This window comes from Agrobacterium sp. LY4, from assembly GCF_001526585.1.
GTDB classification, from domain to species: domain Bacteria; phylum Pseudomonadota; class Alphaproteobacteria; order Rhizobiales; family Rhizobiaceae; genus Agrobacterium; species Agrobacterium leguminum.
Map to the genome: position 1 here is coordinate 71,481 of NZ_ASYA01000002.1, position 19,452 is coordinate 90,932.

18 protein-coding genes and 1 pseudogene are annotated in these 19,452 nt (G+C 60.3%); 13 read left to right on the plus strand and 6 right to left on the minus strand.

Features of this window, described 5'->3' with window-relative positions:
- Positions 1-23: 23 nt before the first annotated feature.
- The 5 genes from L904_RS05130 to L904_RS05150 form a co-directional block, all read right to left on the minus strand.
- Complete coding sequence (locus L904_RS05130; protein WP_020813492.1) at positions 24-1,352, minus strand: FMN-binding glutamate synthase family protein; 1,329 nt, start codon at positions 1,350-1,352, stop codon at positions 24-26.
- 16 nt (positions 1,353-1,368) lie between these two features.
- Complete coding sequence (locus tag L904_RS05135) at positions 1,369-2,055, minus strand: GXGXG domain-containing protein (RefSeq protein ID WP_020813493.1); 687 nt, start codon at positions 2,053-2,055, stop codon at positions 1,369-1,371.
- Positions 2,056-2,092: 37 nt separating this feature from the next.
- Positions 2,093-2,998 carry a glutamine amidotransferase family protein gene (locus tag L904_RS05140; protein ID WP_035261871.1) on the minus strand — a complete coding sequence of 302 codons (906 nt, stop codon included), beginning with the start codon at positions 2,996-2,998 and terminating at the stop codon, positions 2,093-2,095.
- 96 nt (positions 2,999-3,094) lie between these two features.
- Positions 3,095-3,775: an XRE family transcriptional regulator gene (locus L904_RS05145; RefSeq protein WP_020813494.1), complete on the minus strand. Its 681-nt coding sequence runs from the start codon at positions 3,773-3,775 to the stop codon at positions 3,095-3,097.
- A gap of 34 nt (positions 3,776-3,809) precedes the next feature.
- Positions 3,810-4,784, minus strand: coding sequence for a GlxA family transcriptional regulator (locus L904_RS05150; protein WP_020813495.1), 975 nt, complete (start codon positions 4,782-4,784; stop codon positions 3,810-3,812).
- A gap of 89 nt (positions 4,785-4,873) precedes the next feature.
- Between L904_RS05150 and L904_RS05155 the strand changes: the two genes are divergently transcribed.
- From L904_RS05155 to soxG, 4 genes are all read left to right on the plus strand, one after another.
- Positions 4,874-6,124: a sarcosine oxidase subunit beta family protein gene (locus L904_RS05155; protein ID WP_020813496.1), complete on the plus strand. Its 1,251-nt coding sequence runs from the start codon at positions 4,874-4,876 to the stop codon at positions 6,122-6,124.
- Between the two features lie 77 nt (positions 6,125-6,201).
- On the plus strand, positions 6,202-6,477 hold the full coding sequence (locus L904_RS05160; RefSeq protein ID WP_020813497.1) for a sarcosine oxidase subunit delta: 276 nt from the start codon (positions 6,202-6,204) through the stop codon (positions 6,475-6,477).
- Positions 6,474-9,437 carry a sarcosine oxidase subunit alpha gene (locus tag L904_RS05165; RefSeq protein ID WP_020813498.1) on the plus strand — a complete coding sequence of 988 codons (2,964 nt, stop codon included), beginning with the start codon at positions 6,474-6,476 and terminating at the stop codon, positions 9,435-9,437. The genes L904_RS05160 and L904_RS05165 overlap by 4 nt, the downstream gene beginning before the upstream one ends.
- Positions 9,430-9,978, plus strand: coding sequence for a sarcosine oxidase subunit gamma family protein (gene soxG / locus L904_RS05170; RefSeq protein WP_020813499.1), 549 nt, complete (start codon positions 9,430-9,432; stop codon positions 9,976-9,978). Before L904_RS05165 ends, soxG begins: the two co-directional genes overlap by 8 nt.
- Before the next feature lie 9 nt (positions 9,979-9,987).
- Here the strand turns inward: soxG and L904_RS05175 are convergent, their stop codons facing one another.
- The gene (locus tag L904_RS05175; RefSeq protein ID WP_020813500.1) at positions 9,988-11,028 is read right to left on the minus strand and encodes a LacI family DNA-binding transcriptional regulator; all 1,041 of its coding nucleotides are present in this window, start codon (positions 11,026-11,028) and stop codon (positions 9,988-9,990) included.
- A 148-nt stretch (positions 11,029-11,176) separates the two neighbouring features.
- Between L904_RS05175 and L904_RS05180 the strand changes: the two genes are divergently transcribed.
- The 9 genes and pseudogenes from L904_RS05180 (at position 11,177) to L904_RS05215 (ending at position 19,351) form a co-directional block, all read left to right on the plus strand.
- Positions 11,177-12,142: a substrate-binding domain-containing protein gene (locus L904_RS05180; protein WP_020813501.1), complete on the plus strand. Its 966-nt coding sequence runs from the start codon at positions 11,177-11,179 to the stop codon at positions 12,140-12,142.
- A 104-nt stretch (positions 12,143-12,246) separates the two neighbouring features.
- Positions 12,247-13,251: an ABC transporter permease gene (locus L904_RS05185; RefSeq protein WP_031234566.1), complete on the plus strand. Its 1,005-nt coding sequence runs from the start codon at positions 12,247-12,249 to the stop codon at positions 13,249-13,251.
- 9 nt (positions 13,252-13,260) lie between these two features.
- Complete coding sequence (locus L904_RS05190; protein ID WP_020813503.1) at positions 13,261-14,082, plus strand: ATP-binding cassette domain-containing protein; 822 nt, start codon at positions 13,261-13,263, stop codon at positions 14,080-14,082.
- A gap of 23 nt (positions 14,083-14,105) precedes the next feature.
- Positions 14,106-15,008 carry a sugar phosphate isomerase/epimerase family protein gene (locus L904_RS05195; RefSeq protein ID WP_020813504.1) on the plus strand — a complete coding sequence of 301 codons (903 nt, stop codon included), beginning with the start codon at positions 14,106-14,108 and terminating at the stop codon, positions 15,006-15,008.
- 82 nt (positions 15,009-15,090) lie between these two features.
- The gene (locus L904_RS05200; RefSeq protein ID WP_020813505.1) at positions 15,091-16,263 is read left to right on the plus strand and encodes a Gfo/Idh/MocA family protein; all 1,173 of its coding nucleotides are present in this window, start codon (positions 15,091-15,093) and stop codon (positions 16,261-16,263) included.
- Between the two features lie 81 nt (positions 16,264-16,344).
- Positions 16,345-17,286 (plus strand): sugar phosphate isomerase/epimerase, encoded by a 942-nt coding sequence (locus L904_RS05205; protein ID WP_031234567.1) that lies wholly within the window; start codon positions 16,345-16,347, stop codon positions 17,284-17,286.
- Positions 17,287-17,341: 55 nt separating this feature from the next.
- Positions 17,342-18,271 (plus strand): sugar phosphate isomerase/epimerase, encoded by a 930-nt coding sequence (locus tag L904_RS05210; protein ID WP_020813507.1) that lies wholly within the window; start codon positions 17,342-17,344, stop codon positions 18,269-18,271.
- A gap of 57 nt (positions 18,272-18,328) precedes the next feature.
- Positions 18,329-18,550, plus strand: a pseudogene (locus L904_RS26750) (head-tail adaptor protein); the annotation flags it as partial.
- 90 nt (positions 18,551-18,640) lie between these two features.
- On the plus strand, positions 18,641-19,351 hold the full coding sequence (locus L904_RS05215; protein ID WP_020813509.1) for an AbiV family abortive infection protein: 711 nt from the start codon (positions 18,641-18,643) through the stop codon (positions 19,349-19,351).
- Positions 19,352-19,452 lie beyond the last annotated feature (101 nt).

Here is a 19,452-nt window from a genome sequence, read left to right on the forward strand (position 1 = left end):
ATGCGCCCGTCCGTTCTTATGGCTTAAAAGCTGCCTTTGCCCGGGAACCAGTTGGTTCCCGCCAGCGGAACCTGCGCCATGGCGGCGGCCTCCATCGTCAGCGCCACCAGATCTTCCGGCTCCAGATTATGGAGATGGTTCTTGCCGCAGGCACGCGCGATGGTCTGCGCCTCGAGCGTCATGACCTTCAGATAATTGGCAAGCCGACGACCGGCGGCGACGGGATCGAGGCGCGCGGCGAGCTCCGGATCCTGCGTGGTGATGCCGGCGGGGTCTTTGCCCTCGTGCCAGTCATCGTAAGCGCCGGCCGTGGTACCGAGTTTCTGATATTCGTCTTCCCACTTGGGATCGTTGTCGCCGAGCGCCACCAGCGCCGCCGTGCCGATGGCGACCGCATCCGCACCCAGCGCCAGCGCCTTGGCGACATCCGCACCCGAACGGATGCCGCCGGAGACGATGAGTTGCACCTTGCGGTGCATGCCGAGATCCTGAAGCGCCTGAACGGCGGGGCGAATGCAGGCGAGCGTGGGCATGCCGACATTTTCGATGAAGACATCCTGCGTGGCCGCCGTGCCGCCCTGCATGCCATCCAGCACCACCACATCCGCACCGGCCTTCACCGCCAGCGCCGTATCGTAATAGGGCCTTGCACCGCCGACCTTGATATAGATCGGTTTTTCCCAGTCGGTAATTTCGCGCAGTTCGAGGATCTTGATTTCGAGATCGTCGGGGCCGGTCCAATCAGGGTGACGGCAGGCGGAGCGCTGGTCGATACCCTTCGGCAGGTTGCGCATATTGGCGACGCGATCGGAAATCTTCTGGCCGAGCAACATGCCGCCGCCGCCCGGTTTCGCGCCCTGGCCGACGACGACCTCGATGGCGTCCGCACGGCGCAGATCCTTCGGGTTCATGCCGTAACGGGAGGGCAGGTACTGATAAACCAGCGTCTGGCTGTGGCCGCGCTCCTCATCCGTCATGCCGCCATCGCCCGTCGTGGTGGAGGTGCCGGCGATGGTTGCGCCACGGCCGAGCGCTTCCTTGGCGTTACCTGAGAGAGCGCCAAAACTCATGCCGGCAATGGTGATCGGCGTTTTCAGAGTGATCGGCTTCCTGGCGAAGCGCGTGCCGAGGGTCACGGTCGTATCGCATTTCTCGCGATAGCCTTCGAGCGGATAGCGCGAGATGGACGCGCCGAGAAACAGGAGGTCATCGAAATGCGGCACCTTGCGCTTGGTGCCCGCGCCGCGAATATCATAGATGCCGGTCGCAGCCGCACGGCGGATTTCCGCCAACGTATGGTCATCGAAAGTTGCGGATTTGCGCGGCGGGGTGAAGGGGTTGTGATAGCTCATCGGAATGTCCCTCGCCTCAATACGCGTCGGCGTTGTCGATGTTGAAATTGTAGAGCGTGCGGGCCGAGCCGTAGCGCTTGAACTCGTCAGGGCTGACATCCGTGACGCCGGCCTTGTTGAGAAGTTCGGCGAGCTTTTCGAGATGTTCAGGCCGCATCTCCTTCTCGATGCAATCGGCACCCAGGCTCTTTACCGAACCGCGCACAAAAAGCTTCGCCTCATAAAGGGAATCGCCAAGCGCATCGCCCGCATCGCCGCAGACGACGAGGTGGCCGGACTGGCCCATGAAAGCGGACATGTGACCGATATTGCCCTTCACGACGATATCGATGCCCTTCATGGAAATGCCGCAGCGGGAGGCGGCATTGCCCTTGATGACCAGAAGCCCGCCGCGGCCTGTAGCGCCAGCATATTGCGAGGCGTCGCCCTCGATGACGACGGTGCCGGACATCATGTTCTCAGCGACACCCGGCCCGGCCGAGCCGTGCACGGTGACGTTGCCGCCATCATTCATGCCGGCGCAATAATAACCGACCGAACCGTGCACATCGACGGTGACGGGGCTGTCGATGCCGACCGCCACGGCATGGTGGCCGCGCGGATTGACGACCTCGAATTCGGTGTCGTTCGCGCCCGAGGAAAGACCGTGGAGCGCCTTGTTGAGTTCACGCAGCGGCGTGTGGGAGAGATCGAAAACTGGCATGGATTATGACTTTCAAAACAGGCGCCGATGACGGGTCTCAGGCGGCCTTTTCATGGTCCCAGAAATAGACGGTCGCCGGTTCCGGCTCCCAGACGCGGGCATTTTCAATGCCGGGCAGATTGACCAGAGCGCGATACTCAGAGCCGAAAGCGACATATTGGTCGGTCTCGGCCATGACAGCAGGCTTGCAGGCGATGGGATCACGCACCACGCCGAAACCGGATTTGGTGCCGACGACGAAAGTGAAGAAACCATCGAGATCGTCGAGCGCGCCGGTCAGCGCCTCGCCCAGATCCTTGCCCTTGGCCATTTCCGCGGTGAGATAGGCGGCAGCGACTTCCGAGTCATTCTGGGTCTCGAACGTCATGCCTTCACGCACCAGTTCGCGGCGCAGATTATTGTGGTTGGAAAGCGAACCATTATGCACCAGGCACTGGTCGGCGCCGGTGGAGAAGGGATGCGCGCCAAGCGTCGTCACCGCCGATTCCGTCGCCATACGGGTGTGGCCGATGCCATGGGTGCCCGCCATGGAACGCACGTCAAAACGGGTGACGACATCCTTCGGCAGGCCGGTTTCCTTGTAGATTTCGACGCTGTCGCCGGAACCCATCACGCGCACATTCGGGCGGATTGCGGAAAGAACCGCGCGGATACCATCCAGCTTCTCGGCGGGAATATCGAGAACAGCATGCGTGCTTTTTACCGTGACCGCGGCATCGACGCCGCTTTCCTTCAGCGCGTCGGCGAGGCCGGAAAAATCGGCGGCCGGATCGCCCGACTGGATCGTCACTTTCGCCCGGCCATTGGCAGCGCTTCCGTAGATCGCGATGCCGGCCGAATCCGGGCCGCGATCGGTCATGGTGACGAGCATGTCCGAAAGCAGCTGACCCAGCTGCGGTTCAAGGCTTTTGTCTTTCAGGAATAGTCCAACAATGCCGCACATCGACAGGCACCTCCATTCGTTTCTGAATGAAGGGCTAACATATGGAATTCCATTCCGTCAACTATCAGGAATATTTTTTTCTTCTAAGGCAAACTCTCAGTCATTGCCCAGTCGCCTTTGCGGATAGGAAATGATCGACAGATAACGCGCGGGAAGCTTCACCAATTCCTCCGGCCCGTGCGGCGCATCGGCGTCGAAAAACAGGCTGTCGCCGGCCTGCATGGTGAAAAGCTGCTCGCCATGGCGGTAAACCACCTCGCCTTCCAGCATGTAGAGAAACTCCATTCCCTCATGCTGGAAGGTCGGGAACACGTCCGAATCCTTGGTCAGCGTGATGAGATAGGGCTCGACGGTGACGCCGCTGGTATTGTTGTCGATATGGCCGAGCAGGCTGTATTGATGACCGGCGCGCGTGCCCCTGCGCTCAATATTCACGCCCTGCCCCGCCTTGACGAAGGTGGCGCTGCGCGGTTCCTCAAAACCGCGAAAGAAGGCCGTGATCGGCACGCCCAGCGCCTTTGAAAGCGTCTGCAGCGTGGTGAGCGACGGCGAGATATTGCCGTTTTCGATCTTGGAGAGCATGCCCACGGAAACGCCGGTGGCCGATGCAAGATCGGTGACCGTGATGCCGAGTTTCTTGCGATAGGCGCGCACCTCATGGCCAATCGCCATTTCCAGATTATTGACCCTTGGCTCGCGGATGGCATGGGGATCCTGCGACAGGAACTGCGCAGTTTCGGTCTTGGTGGTATCCTTCGCCATGGGGTCCTCCGGCATTATCGTGTTTTCCCTTCCTTACAGGAAAACTATTTTAATTCGGAGGAAATCTTTGCCGCAGTGTATTTGGGGTATGGCCAAACCGGGCCTTGAAGCTTCCCGAAAAATGCCCGGCGCTCGAGAAGCCGGTGGCGAAGGCCACTTCGGCAATGGAGAGCGGGCTTTGCTCCAGCAGCCGCCGGGCATGATCGAGGCGGATCGCGCGGTATGTTTCCAGAAACGTCGTTTTCAGATGAGTTGCGAAAAGCCGGTCGAGGTGGCGCGCGCTGGTTCCCGCCAGTTTCGCCATGGTCTGCCGGTCGAGCGGGCTTTCTATGGTCGTTTCCATTTTTTCCAGCACGGTCAGCAGGGCCGGATGGTTGGTGCCATGGCGCTCGGCGGCGGAACCCCTTTGCGGCGCGCCGGGTTCGGCCACGGCCGTGTGCAGATACCAGTCGCTGACACGCCGTGCGAAATGAGCACCCATTCTCTGCGAAATCATCGCATGCATCATATCGAGGGGCGCGACGCCGCCGGCGCAGGTGATGCGGTCTCCATCGAAAACGAACCGCGCCTGCCGGGGCGTGAGGTGGCCGAAGGCCTCTTTCAGCACCGGCGCATGCTCCCAGTGAATGGTGAAATCGCGATTTTCCAGCAATCCCGCCGCCGCCAGCACATAAGCGCCGCTGGAAATGCCCCCGATCCGGACACCCTGCCGCGCCAGCCGCCTTAACATCCCATAGGAATTTTCCGCAATGGTCCAATCCTGCGGCCCGCCCCCTGCGCAGACGAAGATCGTGTGGCATCTCTCGCCTGCGGTGGCGAGTGCCTCGCAGCCGACAATGATGCCGGAAGAACTTCTGACGGCCTCGCCATCGAAAGAAAGCGGAACCACATCGTAAAGATCGGTTCCGGCGATCAGATTGGCGGCCCGCAATGGCTCCGCGGCCGAGGCGTAGGACATCAGCGCGAAATTCGGAACCAGGATGAAACCAATGCGCTGGACATTCTTCTGCTCAATGATCGTCATGTCTCTTTTTTAAATCATTATGTCCTTTATTTGCAATTCCCTTTCGCACGACGCCGGTAAGCTTGCGCGATATCGTTCGAGGTACGCAGATGCGCTATTCCGCCTTTTCCATTTTCAAGAACGGCCTTTTCGGCAACAAGGCGTGGAAACCCGCCTGGCGGGACGTGTCGCCGAAACCGCATTATGACGTCATCATCGTTGGCGGCGGCGGACACGGGTTGGCGACGGCCTATTATCTTGCGAAAGAATTCGGCGTCACCAATGTCGCGGTGCTGGAAAAGAATTATATCGGCTCCGGCAATGTCGGCCGTAACACCACGATCATTCGCTCTAATTATCTGCTGCCGGGTAACAATCCTTTCTACGAACTTTCGATGAAGCTGTGGGAAGGGCTGGAGCAGGATTTCAATTTCAACGCCATGGTTTCCCAGCGCGGCGTGCTGAACCTCTATCATTCGGATGCGCAGCGCGACGCCTATACAAGGCGCGGCAACGCGATGCGGCTGCACGGCGTCGACGCCGAATTGCTGGACCGCGCCGCAGTCAAGGCGATGCTGCCGTTTCTCGATTTCGAAAATGCCCGCTTTCCGGTGCAGGGCGGCCTGCTGCAAAGACGCGGCGGCACCGTGCGTCACGATGCCGTCGCCTGGGGTTATGCGCGCGGCGCGGACAGCCGCGGCGTCGATATCATTCAGGGCTGCGAGGTAACCGGCATTCGCCGCGAAAACGGCAGGGTCGTGGGTGTGGAGACCGCCAAGGGCTTCATCGGCTGCGGCAAGCTGGCGCTCGCGGCAGCCGGCAATTCCTCGCAGGTGGCCGCCATGGCCGGGCTGAAACTGCCTATCGAAAGCCATGTGCTGCAGGCTTTCGTGTCTGAGGGGCTGAAGCCCTTCATCGATGGCGTGGTCACCTTCGGGGCCGGCCATTTTTACGTCTCGCAATCGGACAAGGGCGGCCTCGTCTTCGGCGGCGATATAGACGGCTACAACTCCTATGCCCAGCGCGGCAATCTGGCGACGGTCGAACATGTCGCGGAGGCAGGCAAGGCGATGATACCGGCGCTCTCGCGCGTCCGGGTGCTACGCTCCTGGGGCGGCATCATGGATATGTCGATGGATGGTTCGCCGATCATCGACCAGACCCCGATCGACAATCTCTACCTGAATGCCGGCTGGTGTTATGGCGGCTTCAAGGCGACGCCCGCTTCCGGTTTCTGCTTCGCCCATCTTCTGGCGCGCGGCGCACCGCAGGAAACGGCAACGGCCTTCCGGCTGGACCGCTTCCGGCGCGGTTATCTCATCGATGAAAAGGGCCAGGGCGCCCAGCCCAACCTTCACTAAATCTGTAGCGGGATTTCAGGCGGAAATCGCTCACAGTTTTCACCATCCCGCTATCTGGCGGATCAAGGACATCTGAAATGGCAAGTCTCGTGCCCTGCCCGCATTGCGGGCCAAGACCCAGGGAAGAATTCACCATCAAGGGCGCAGCCCTTCAAAGGCCCGCCGCCGATGCCGGCGCGGAGGAATGGTTCGATTATGTCTATCTGCGCGACAATCCGCGTGGAGCCTACGAGGAATATTGGCACCACACATCCGGCTGCCGCCGCTGGCTGGTCGTCACCCGCGATACCGCCACCCATGAGATATCCGCCTGCCGCGACGCCGCCGACAAGACGAAAGTGACAAACGCATGAGCGCCAACCGCCTGAAGACCGGCGGTCTGATCGACCGTTCCAAACCGCTTTCCTTCACCTTCGACGGCAAGCCGATGTCAGGCTTTGAGGGCGACAGCCTCGCCTCCGCCCTGCTCGCCAACGGCCAGAAACTCGTCGGCCGCAGTTTCAAATACCACCGCCCGCGCGGCATATTGACGGCGGGTGCAGCCGAGCCGAACGCGCTGATGACCATCGGCCGCGGCGGCCGCACGGAGCCGAACACCCGCGCCACCATGCAGGAGCTTTATGCCGGGCTGGAAGCCAGCAGCCAGAACCGCTGGCCCTCTCTCGATTTCGATATCGGCGCCTTGACCGGCCTTCTGTCTCCCTTCCTCGGTGCGGGGTTCTACTACAAGACCTTCATGTGGCCTGCCGCCTTCTGGGAAAAGGTTTATGAGCCCTTCATCCGCAAAGCGGCCGGCCTCGGCAAGGCGAGCTACGAGGCTGACCCGGATGCCTATGACAAATGCTGGGCGCATTGCGACCTGTTGGTGATCGGCTCCGGCGCGGCGGGTCTGGCCGCAGCGCTTGCCGCAGGACGCGCCGGCGGGCGCGTCATCATTGTCGATGAACATTCCGTGGCAGGCGGTGGGCTTCTTTCCGAAACGGCAACCATCGGTGGCAAGAGCGCTCCGGATTTCGCGGCGCAATGCGTAGCCGAACTTGAAGCCCTGCCGAATGTGACGGTGCTGACGCGGACCACAGCTTTCGGCTGGTATGACGGCAATGTCTTTGGTGCGGTGGAGCGGGTGCAAAAACATCTGCCACATCCGAAAGCCCATGTGCCCGTGGAGCGCCTGTGGCGCATCGCCCCCAAACGAGCGCTGCTTGCCACCGGCGCGGAAGAACGGCCGCTGGTCTTCGGCGGCAACGATGTTCCCGGCGTGATGATGGCCGGCGCCATGCGCAGCTATCTCAACCACTATGCCGTCAGCCCCGGCACGGCGACGGCAATTTTCACCACCAATGACAGCGGTTATGCACTCGCCCGCGATCTGGAGGCGCAGGGTGTCGCTCTGGCCGCCATCATCGACAGCCGTGAACAGGGCAATCCGGGCTACGAAGGCAAGGCGCGCGTCATCAAGGGTGGCGTCGTCTCGAATGCCAAGGGCGGCAAGGCGCTTTCCGCCATCGAGGTTTTTGCGAATGGCCGCGCGGAGAGCCTGAATGTCGATGCGCTGGCCATGTCGGGCGGCTTCAGCCCCATCATCCATCTCGCCTGCCATCGCGGCGGCAAGCCGGTCTGGTCGGAAGACGATGCCGCTTTTCTGGCACCCGGCAATCTCAAGGGGCTGGAACTCGCCGGTGCGGTTTCCGCGATCAACGGTATCGCCGCCTGCCTTGAGGATGGCGCGCGGAAGGGCGCAGCGCTGGCACAAGAGCTCGGCTTTGCATCAGCTGCACCGACATTCGGCACGGTGGAAAACGATATCGTAGCCCCGCCCGCAAAACCGCTCTGGTCCATCCCCGGCATCAAGGCGAAAGCCTTTGTCGATTACCAGAACGACGTTCACCGCAAGGATCTCGGCCTCGCCATCCGTGAAGGTTATGGCCATGTCGAACTCGCCAAACGCTACACCACCAACGGCATGGCGACGGATCAGGGCAAGCTTTCGAATGTCAACGCCATCGGGCTGCTGGCCGAAGCGCGCGGTATCTCCCCGGCGGATGTCGGCACCACGACGTTCCGGCCGTTTTATACGCCCGTCTCCTTCGGCGCACTGACCGGAGCCTATCATGGCCAGCATTTCCAGCCGGTGCGCAAATCGCCGCTGCATGGCTGGGCCGAGAAAAACGGGGCCGTCTTCGTCGAAACCGGTCTCTGGTATCGCTCTTCCTGGTTTCCGCGCGAAGGCGAAAGCGGCTGGCGGGAAAGCGTCGACCGTGAGGTTCTGAATGTGCGCAAGAATGCCGGGCTCTGCGATGTATCGATGCTCGGCAAGATCGAAATCTGTGGCAAGGACGCCGCCGAATTCCTGAACCGGGTTTATTGCAACGCTTTCCTGAAATTGCCGGTCGGCAAGGCGCGTTATGGCCTGATGCTGCGTGAGGACGGCATGATCTATGACGACGGCACCACCAGCCGGCTGGAGGAAAACCGCTTCTTCATGACGACCACCACCGCCTATGCGGCGGGCGTCATGAACCATCTTGAATTCTGCGCGCAGGCGCTCTGGCCGGATCTCGATGTGCGGCTTGCCTCCGTCACCGACCAGTGGGCGCAGATGGCGATTGCCGGGCCGAAGGCACGCACCATTCTCCAGAGGATCGTCGATGAAGATATTTCCGACGAGACCTTTCCCTTCCTTGCAGCCCGGGAAGTCTCCCTGTTTGGCGGGCAACTGCATGGGCGCCTGTTCCGGATTTCCTTCTCCGGCGAACTGGCCTACGAGCTTGCCGTCCCGGCCGGTTACGGTGAAAGCGTTGCCGATGCCCTGATGGAAGCCGGCGAGGCGGAGAATATCATGCCCTATGGCGTCGAGGCGCTTGGCGTGCTGCGCATTGAAAAGGGCCATGTCACCCACAATGAAATCAACGGCACGGTGGCGCCCGCCGATCTTGGCTTCGGCAAAATGGTCTCCACCGCGAAGGCCGATTTCATCGGCCGACGGATGCTGGAGCGCGAGGGGCTTTCCGACGCCAACCGTCCGAGCCTCGTCGGCGTCGTGCCGCTTGATCCAAAACAGTCCTTCCGCACCGGCTCGCATATTCTTGCGAAGGAGGCCGCGGCAACGCTGGAGAACGATCAGGGTTATGTGACCTCCAGCGCCTTCTCACCGCATCTGGGTTCGACCATCGGTCTCGCCCTCGTCAAGAATGGCCCTGCGCGGCATGGCGAGGAAATCGTGGTCTGGAACGGCCTGCGCAACGAATTTACCCAAGCCCGCCTTTGCAACCCGGTTTTTGTCGATCCTCAAAACGAGAAACTCCATGTCTGATTTCAAGTCTGACTTCAAATCCGGCTTCCGGCCGACGCTCCGCCCGGTGCTGGGCGCGAAGCGAGCGATTGCCTCCACCGCCATCAAGCTCTCTCCGCTGCCGGAAGGCGCGATCATCCACGTTCTGGCCGCACCCGGCGCAACGGATTTGGAAGCCCGCCTTCGCGACCTTGCCAAAGGCGATATACGCGCGGTCTCACCGGGCCAATGGTTCATCGTCGGTGAACACCCTTTGTCTCATGCCGATATGAAGGCGCTTCTTGCAGCGCTCGAGCCTCAGGCAACGGGTGTCGACCAGAGCCAGGGACGCGTTCGCATCCGCATAGAAGGCAAGATGGCCGAGCGGGTTCTGGCCAAAGGCACGGCGGTCGACCTGTCTCTAGCAGCCTTCCCGGTGGGACATTCCGCCGCGACGCTGATCGGCCACATCGCCGCCCACCTCACCCGTGTCGACGGACAGGTCTTCGAAGTCATCGTACTGCGCGGTTTTGCCGAAAGCCTGTGGGACGACCTTGCCCGGATGAGCCTCGAATTCCAGTGATCGTGTCGCTCAGGTCCAGATGCTTTCGGGCGTCAGGATTTCGAAGGGCACGATCCGCTGTTCAACGGAAGACGAATCTCCATTCTCGATGCGCCGTAACATCACGTCGATCAATTGCTGCGGCATCCTGTCGAGGGGAAGCGGCAGAGAGGCGGTGATCAGTCCTTCGTTGAGGCCTTTTCGTGTTTCCGGCCCGATATCGTTACAGATGATTTTTATGTCGCGCTGCCGCTCGGCAGGCAGTTCCCTGAGCGCGCGCAGAACACCCGATATGCCGCCGCCATTGACATAAATCCCCCGAAGGCCCGGTTCGGCCGCAATCATATCCCGCACGATGACATAGGCATTTTCCGGCTCCTCGTGGGTCAGCAGCGTTTCCGCGACCTGAAGTTCAGGTGTGTTCTCGCGCATATAGGAGCGGAAGCTGGCGTCAGAAACATCCTGGCACTGATACCGATTGCTGCCGATCAGCGGCACGACCACGCCCTCGCCCTTTACCGTCTGGCTGAGGAACCATGCCGCCGTGCGGCCGCGTTTCCAGCTGTCGGTGCCGACAAAGCCCGCGCGACTTGCCGCCGATAGATCGGATACGTAAGTCACCACCGGAACGCCCCTGCCCCGCAGCTCGTCGATCGCCTGGCTGACGAGCGGATGATCGGCCGTCACCACCGCGATTGCGCCGCAGGATTGTCCCATCTTCAAGAGATTGGCGGACACGGCCTCCGGTGAAAGATCGTCCTCGAAAACGACATCCGGCTCGATGATGCTATCCGGCCGCTGGCGTGCGGCGGCAACGATCCCTTCCGCCCAAAGCCGGTAAAGCGGCCGGTGGGATTGCTGCAACAGAAAGCCGAGCCGGTGATGGGGCATGGCCTCGCGGCGACGGTCCTTGATGGTGCCGAGACCATAAAAACCGATCTCCTCCGCCGCCTTGAGTATCTGGTCGATCGTATCCTGGCGCACGGCGGTCGAACCGTGCAGCAGCCGGTTGACCGTGGAGATGCTGACACCGGCGGCTTTCGCAAGATCGGTAATGGTCGGTCTGTTCATGACGCCTCACAATCGTATCATTCATGAATGACATGAAATGATATTAAATGCAACATTAAATGAAATATAAATTCCATTCCCATGAAAATGAAAGATATAAATCACCCTGTCATTAGGGCCCGTCGGGAGAATGGGCAGGGAGGAAGCAATGGCATTTTTCAGGAAATTTCTCGCAACGGGCACTATCTCGCTCGTGATGGCATCCGGCGCGTTCGCGGCCAATATTGCCGTTGTCGGCGGCAAGAACGACGATGCGTTCTGGAACCTCATCAAAAAGGGTGTCGATGACGCGCGCCTCGTGGTCGAGGCGAATGGCGGCAAGGTCAATTACCTGCGTTTGCAGACCTATGACAATTTCGCGCCCGATGTGGTGCAGCTGATCCAGACCGCCATCAGCCAGAAGGTCGATGGTCTCGTCATTCCGAACTGGGTTCCGGAAGGCGAGGACCCGGCGATCCGGGAAGCCATCAATGCCGGTATCAAGGTCATTCTCATGAATGCCGGTGGGCACGAAAAGGCCAAGGAACTCGGCGCGATCAATTATGTCGGCTCCGACGAATATATTGCCGGCGTCGCCGGCGGCGAATATTTCGCGAAACAGGGCAAAAAGAACGTCATCTGCGTGAACACCGTTCCGGGCGCCGCCAATCAGGAGGCGCGCTGCAAGGGCGTCATCGACGGCATCACCAAGGCCGGCGGCGCCGGCAAGCAACTGCCGCTTCCCGCCACCAGTTTCGGCGACGCCACCGCCGTCGCCGAGGCGATCAAGGCGACATTGCTACAGGACAGCAAGATCGACGGCGTCCTGACCATTTCGGCGGGCGATGCGGATTCCGCCGCCATCGGCATCATGCAGGCCGGCAAGACAGAAACCGCCCTGCTTGGCACTTTCGATCTCAACCAGTCCGGCCTCGACCGGATCAAGGACGGGACACAGGGTTTCGCAATCGACCAGCAGCCCTACCTGCAATCATTGCTGGCGGTAACGCTTCTGGCCTCGGCCATCGATTTCGGAACCGATCTGCCGACCGCCCCGCTGCTGACGGGACCGAACATCGTCGACAAATCCAACATCCAGACCACGCTTGCCGGCGTCGCCAAGGGAGCGCGCTGAGCGGTTATCCATACCCGCCTCCGATCCCCGGCGAAACCGGGGGTCGGGGTTTGACGGGCAGAGGATATCCCCTCGGCACTTAGGCCAATATTGGAGTGAACGACGTGAAAAATCTCTCTTTGGGCGACCTTCTGCGCCGCCCGGAATCAGGCGCCTTTCTCGGCCTTGTTTTCGTTCTTGCCTTCTTCGTCATCTTCGGCAGCATCGATTTTCTGAAACCCGCCGGCGCCGCAAGCTGGCTGAATGTCGCCGCCAATCTCGGCATCGTCGCCATTCCCGTCGGGCTGCTGATGATTTCCGGGGAGCTCGATATTTCCATCGGCGCGATGATCCCGGCCGGCGCGCTGACGGTCGCCATTATCTCCGGTTATTACGGCATGCCGATCTGGCTCGGCATTGTCGGCGCGCTTTGCCTTGGTTTGCTTGTCGGGCTTATCAACGGCTTTCTGGTGATACGGACCGTGGTGCCCTCACTGATCGTCACGCTCGGCACGCTGTTTGCGGTGCAGGGGTTGATCCTCGGCTTTTCCGTGCTTCTGACCGGCACGACCAGCGTGGCGCTGAGCCCTGCCCAATCCGGCCCCGTCGCCAAATTCCTGTTCGGACAGTTCATCGGCGGCAGTTTTCAGGTGAGCATCGTCTGGTGGCTGCTGCTGACGGCGATCTATATCTTCTATGTCCATTATTCGCCTTTCGGAAACTGGATTTTCGCCATGGGCGGCGACCGGGTGAGTGCCCGCAATGCCGGCATTCCCACCGACAAGCTGACGGTGACGCTTTTCGTCCTTTCCTCCGTCAGCGCCTCCTTCGTCGGTGTCTGTCAGGCAATCCTTTTCAATGTCGCCCAGGTTTCGGCCGGCATGACCTTCATCTTCAACTCCATCATCGCGGTCGTCGTGGGCGGGGTGCTGCTGACCGGCGGCTTCGGTTCGGTGATCGGCATATTTCTCGGCACCATCACCTTCGCCATCGTCAATCAGGGTATTTATTTCACCGCCTTTGACCGCAACTGGTCGAGCCTCATCATCGGCGTCATGCTGCTCCTGGCCGTGCTGATGAACAACACTTTCCGCGTCATGGCGCTCACCTATTCGCCGAAGAAGAAGTGAGGCAAGACGATGTCGACACCCATTCTCGAACTTAAAAACGTCAATAAGTCCTTCGGCCCGATCGATGTTCTGCACGATATCTCGCTGAAAGTGCGCGCCGGCGAGGTGCTCTGCCTGCTGGGAGACAATGGCGCGGGCAAATCCACGCTGATCAAGACACTGGCCGGCGTCTACCAGCCGAGTTCCGGCGAAGTGCTGATGGATGGAAAGCCGGTCAATTTCGACGGGCCGCGCGATGCGCAACGCATGGGCATTTCCACCGTGCACCAGTTCGGCGGAACCTTTCCGCTGATGAGCATCGGCCGCTCCTTCTTCATCGGCGCGGAACCCACCAAAGGCTTCTGGCCCTTCCGGATCTACGACCGCAAGAAAGCCAACGAAATCGCCGTCAAGGCAGTGCAGGAATTCGGCATCACCCGCATCGATGACGGCGACCGCCTGATCGGCGGGCTCTCCGGCGGCGAGCGGCAATCGCTCGCCATCGCCCGCGCGGTGCATTTTGGCGCACGCGTTCTGATCCTCGATGAACCGACGGCAGCGCTGGGCGTGAAACAGGCATCCCACGTTCTGCGCATCGTGCTGGAAGCGCGCAAGCGCGGCATCGCGGTGATCTTCATCACCCATCAGGTCACCCATGCCATCGCCGTCGGCGACCATTTCGCCGTGCTGATCCGTGGCGCAGTCGCCGCCAATTTCCGCAAGGGCGAAAAATCCCGCGAGGAAATCACCGATCTGATGGCTGGCGGTGAGGCGCTCGCCGATCTCGGCACCGAGGTGGAAAATTACATGGCCAGCCATGACGGCCATCCGCCGCAGCCGCCATCGAATTAAGACATAGACAAGGATCAAGACCGATGAAAATCGCCATCGACCCCCACATGCACCGTTTCACCAGCCTCGATGAGTTGCCCGCCAAGGTGAAGGAACTCGGCTACGACTGGATCGAACTCAGCCCGCGCGCCGATTTCCTCGAATGGTTCAAGGCGCCGCGCGTCTTTCCCGAGCGGATCAGGTCTTTCAAGAAGGCGCTGAAAAACGCCGATGTCGGCATCGCCTCGCTGCTGCCAATGTATCGCTGGGCCTCCAATGACGAGACCGAACGGCAGGCGGCGGTAAAACACTGGAAACGCGCCATCGAGATCGCCATCGAACTGGAGGTCGACACGATGAACTCCGAATTCGGCCGTGGACCGCATCCCGACAAGGGTTCCTGCTACTGCTGCCATACCGGCTCGATGATCGAGGCCTGCGAGGATGCCTGGTGGCGCTCCATGGAAGAACTGGTGCCGATCTTCGAGCGCGAAAACATCAACCTGCATGTCGAGCCGCATCCGGAAGACTGGTGCGAAACGCTGCAACCGGCGCTGGACATCATCCGCACCGTCAATTCGAAGAACGTCAAGTTCCTCTATTGCGCACCGCATACCTTCTATTTCGGCGACGACACCAAGGCGATGCTCAGGGAAGCCAAGGACGTGCTCGCCCATGTGCATGTGGGCGATACCTTCAACCACAAGGCCAGTTCCGGGCTTCGCTATATCCTCAATCCGCCGGGCACACAGGCGCGGGTGCATCAGCATCTCAACATCGGCCAGGGCGAAGTGCCGTGGGACGACTTTTTCGGCACGCTCGCGGAAATCGGCTTCGATGGCATCATGACCTCCTGCGTCTTCGCCTGGGAGGACAGGGCCGATGAATCGAGCCGGTTCATGCGCGCCAAGATGCAGGACTATATCGACCTCTATTTCAAGAAATGACGCGGCAAACCGGCGCTGAGCCCGAGGAGGACCCCGCCTCCCGCCGCGGCCATTCGCAACATCAAATGGAAAGACGACTGACATGATCAACGGAGAAAGACTGATTTCACGCCCGCTGCGCTGGGCCATGGTGGGCGGCGGACGCACGGGACAGGTGGGCTACAAGCACCGCACCGGCGCCCTGCGCGACGGCAACTACCAGCTCGTCGCGGGCGCCTTCGACCTCGATGCCGAAAGGGGCAAAGACTTCGGCGTCAATCTCGGCGTGGCGGCGGAACGCTGCTATGCGGACTACAAGGCGCTGATTGCCGGCGAGACGACGCGCGAAGACGGTGTGGATGTCGTCTCCATCGCCACCCCCAATTTCACCCACTATGAGATCACCAAGGCCTGCCTTGAGGCCGGGCTGCATGTCATCTGCGAAAAGCCGCTATTCTTCACCGTGGCCGAATGCGATGAGGTGGCGCGGCTGGCTGAACGGAAGGGCCTTATCGTCGGCGTCACCTATGGCTTTACCGGGCATCCGCTCGTCCACCAGATGGCAGCCATGGTCAAAAAGGGAATGCTGGGCGACATCCGTATCGTCGACCTGCAATATACCCATGGTTTCAATGCCGGTGACGATGTGGGCGCGGGCGAGGCCGTCAAATGGCGTACCAATCCCCGCACCGCCGGCCCGACCTTCGTGTTGGGCGATATCGGCACACATCTCTATTATCTCTCGGAAGTCGTGCTGCCGCATATGAAGGTGGAACGCCTGCTCTGCGACCGCAAGGCCTTCATCCCCACCCGCGCGCCGCTGGAGGACCACGCCACCGTTCTGATGCATTACGACAATGGCGCACGCGGCCGCCTCTGGGTCTCCTCCGTCAATGCCGGCAATATGGGATCGCAGCGTTACCGCTTCGTCGGTTCCAAGGCGTCACTTGAATGGTCCGATTCCCATCCCGATCAGCTGATCTACGAGGTTCAGGGCGAACCCGGCCGCATTCTGCACCATGGCATGCCCTATCTGGAACAGGAAAGCCTCGCCATCGACCGCATGGGCGCGCTGCACACCGAAGGCCTCGGCGATAGCTGGTCGAACATCTATCTCTGGATCGCCCAGGCGATCGATGCGGCCAATCGCGGTGACAAGGCTTTTCTGAAGACCCACCATTATCCCGGCATCACGGCCGGCACCGAAGGCGTTCGCTGGCTGGAAAACTGCGTCCGTTCGGCCGATGCCGGCGCCGCCTGGGTCGATTTCGCTTAACCAGCTTGGGGGCGCGCCGGACAACTCTCCCGTCCTCCTCCTCTTCAGGCGCGTCCCCATACCTCCTCGGAAAAATGAACGATGAAACTCGCAATTTGTACTGACGTCATGGCAAGCCTGCCCTTCACCGACATGCTCGACAAATGCGTCGCGCTCGGTGTCGAAGGCATCGAGATGACCGGCGGCGGCTGGTCAAGCGGCCCGCATTTCAGAGCCGACGAACTTCTGGCAGATAAGGGTCTGCTCAAATCCAGGCTCAAGGAAATCGAGGCCCGTGGCCTCGAAATCGCTGCGCTGAATTGCTCCGCCAATCCGCTCGATCCCGGCGATATGGGCAAACGCCACCTGAAGGAGATCGAGGACACCGTCCGGCTGGCGGGCGAAATCGGCGTGACGAAGATCGTCACCATGTCCGGCCTGCCGGAAGCAGCGCCGGGTGACACCGTGCCGAACTGGCTCGTCTACACCAAGAGCTGGCCGAACGAGATGCCGGAGCGCGACCGTTACCAATGGGAAGACCGCGCCTTTCCGCTCTGGCACGGGCTTGTGAAGCTCGCCAGGGAAGCGGGCGTCGAAAAATATGCGCTCGAGAATTTCTCGGCCATGCTCGTCTGGAACCCGGAAACCCTGTTCCGCCTGCGCGATGAAGTCGGCCCAACGGTCGGCATGAATCTCGACCCGTCACACCTGATGTGGATCGGGGCAGATCCCATCGCGTCCGCCCGTGCACTCGGCAGCGCGATCCACCATTGCCACGGCAAGGACACCCGCATCGAACGCGGACTGGCGGATGTGAACGGCCTGCTGGAGCTGAAAGAGGTGACTGACGTCGCCAACCGCAGCTGGAACTATGTGGCGGTGGGCGCCGGCCATGATCTGCAATGGTGGAAGGAATTTTTCTCCGTGGTGCGCATGGCCGGTTACAATGGCTGGGTCAGTCTGGAAATGGAAGATTTCACCATGTCCACCGAGGCGGGCATCCAGTCCTCCATCGACGCCCTTAAAGCCACCATCAGCCGCTGAAACCCGCTCCGGGCCGCAGAAGGCGGCCCGGCGTCAATCGCGCCACGAGGATGCCATGACCAACCGGATCACCATCACCACCGCTCCCTGCTGCTGGGGCGTCGACGACGTCAAAAATCCCCATCTGCCCCATTGGGAAAAGGTGCTGGACGAGGCGAAGGCCGCCGGTTTCGGCGGCCTGGAACTCGGCCCCTACGGTTATCTGCCGCTCGACCTCGAGAGTGTTTCGCAGGCGCTCAATGAGCGCGACCTGAAGATCGTCGCCGGCACGATCTTCGACGATCTGGTCTCACCGGAGAACCGCGACAATCTGCTGCGCCAGACTGACGAAATCTGCGCGCTGATCACCCGTCTGCCGAAACCGGAAACCCATGCCGGCCAACGCTTTTCCGCCCCCTATCTGACGGTGATGGACTGGGGACATGACGAGCGAGACTATGCCGCCGGCCATTCCGACCGCGCGTCGCGCCTCGATGGCGGCGCATGGAAAGGCATGGTGGAGAACATCCGCGCCATCGCAACGCTCGCCCGCGAAAAATATGGCGTGCGCGCCACCATCCACCCCCATGCCGGCGGCTACATCGAATTTGCCGATGAGTTGCAGCAGATCGTCGAGGACATTCCCGCCGATCTGGCGGGCCTCTGCCTCGACACCGGCCATATGGCCTATTCCGGCATGGACCCCATCACCACGCTTCGCCGCTATTGGGACCGTGTCGACTATATTCATTTCAAGGATATCGACGCTGCGGTTTTCGAGGAGGTGATGGCAGAACGCATCCGCTTCTTCGACGCCTGCGCCAAGGGCGTCATGTGCCCGATCGGTCGCGGCTCAATCGACTATCCAGCCATCCGCAGCCTTTTGACGGAACTTGGCTATGGCGGCTATATCACCATCGAGCAGGAGCGCGACCCGCGCAATGCCGGCGGCATTCTGGATGATCTGGCGGCCAGCAGGGCATTTCTCGCTGAGTGTGGGTTCTGAACGGACACAAGATAGACGGTTGCATCGTGCCAAGGATTACGGTTTACCACGGCTGGCCGGTTCCGCGTCCTGAATGGTGATGAGATTTACCTAAACGGCGTGGTGAGCGGTAAGAGGACAATGGAAATCACGATCCGCATGCAGCCGAAGTCAAAGGCTGTCAACACGACGTGGTTCATGCGCGATACCCGCGATAACCGCAGATACAACATCAAGCTAATGACGCCTTCAGAGAAAGGGGATTTCATTACATTTCGAGTAGAGGAGGGAATGCCGTGAAGGTAAAGACTATCAGCATTGAGCCTATCAATCGCTATGACCGGAACACAGGTCTGGAAAATCCTGAAAAGTAGGTCTTAATATATCGGAATGTCATCTACTTTAACACAATACAAAGGTCCGCTTACGCCGAGCCAAGCAGCATCAGGCATAAGGCTAGCGCGCGAGAATGCAGCGAGGCTTATAAATGACGCGGACCTGCTTATAGAGAATGGCCGCTACCCCTCCGCCTGCGCACTTGCTATCTTAGCAATAGAAGAGCTTGGGAAGGTGCAGGCTATAAAAACGATTCTACTCGCTAGCGATGACGCAACGCTGAAAGCAGGCTGGAGAGACTACCGGAATCATCGAGCAAAAAATGTCCAATGGATTCTCCCCATGCTCGCGGGTCAAGGAGCAAGAACTCTCAACCAGCTTAGGGCCGCAGCGAATCCGCTAAGCGACCATACTGCTGTTCTAGATTCGGTTAAGCAGCTTTCATTCTATACCGACTCATACGGGAAAGCCGGAAGATGGAGTGAGCCTGTTGAAGCAGTTGAGCAAGAGCTTGCTGCTTCAATCATTGCAACTGCGAAGGTTCTTAATCGACAAGGAAAGACTACAGAGCGGGAGTTGGAAATTTGGGTTGCGCACGTGCGTCCGCACTACAATAAGCCCACAATGGTAGCTGCGCTGCTGAGATTTCAGAAGCAGCTTTTCGAAGAAGGCCTTACCCAAACGAAACCGGAAGAACTGCGAGATTTCATCACAGGACAGCGCGATGAAAAGGACACCGCAAATACACTGACAGACCTCCCTTAGCGCATTCAGCGAAAATTTTCGCAGCATGACGAAAGGGACGTATAAGTCCATATTATTCAATGAAATCAGACAATGGCGGAGAGGGTGGGATTCGAACCCAC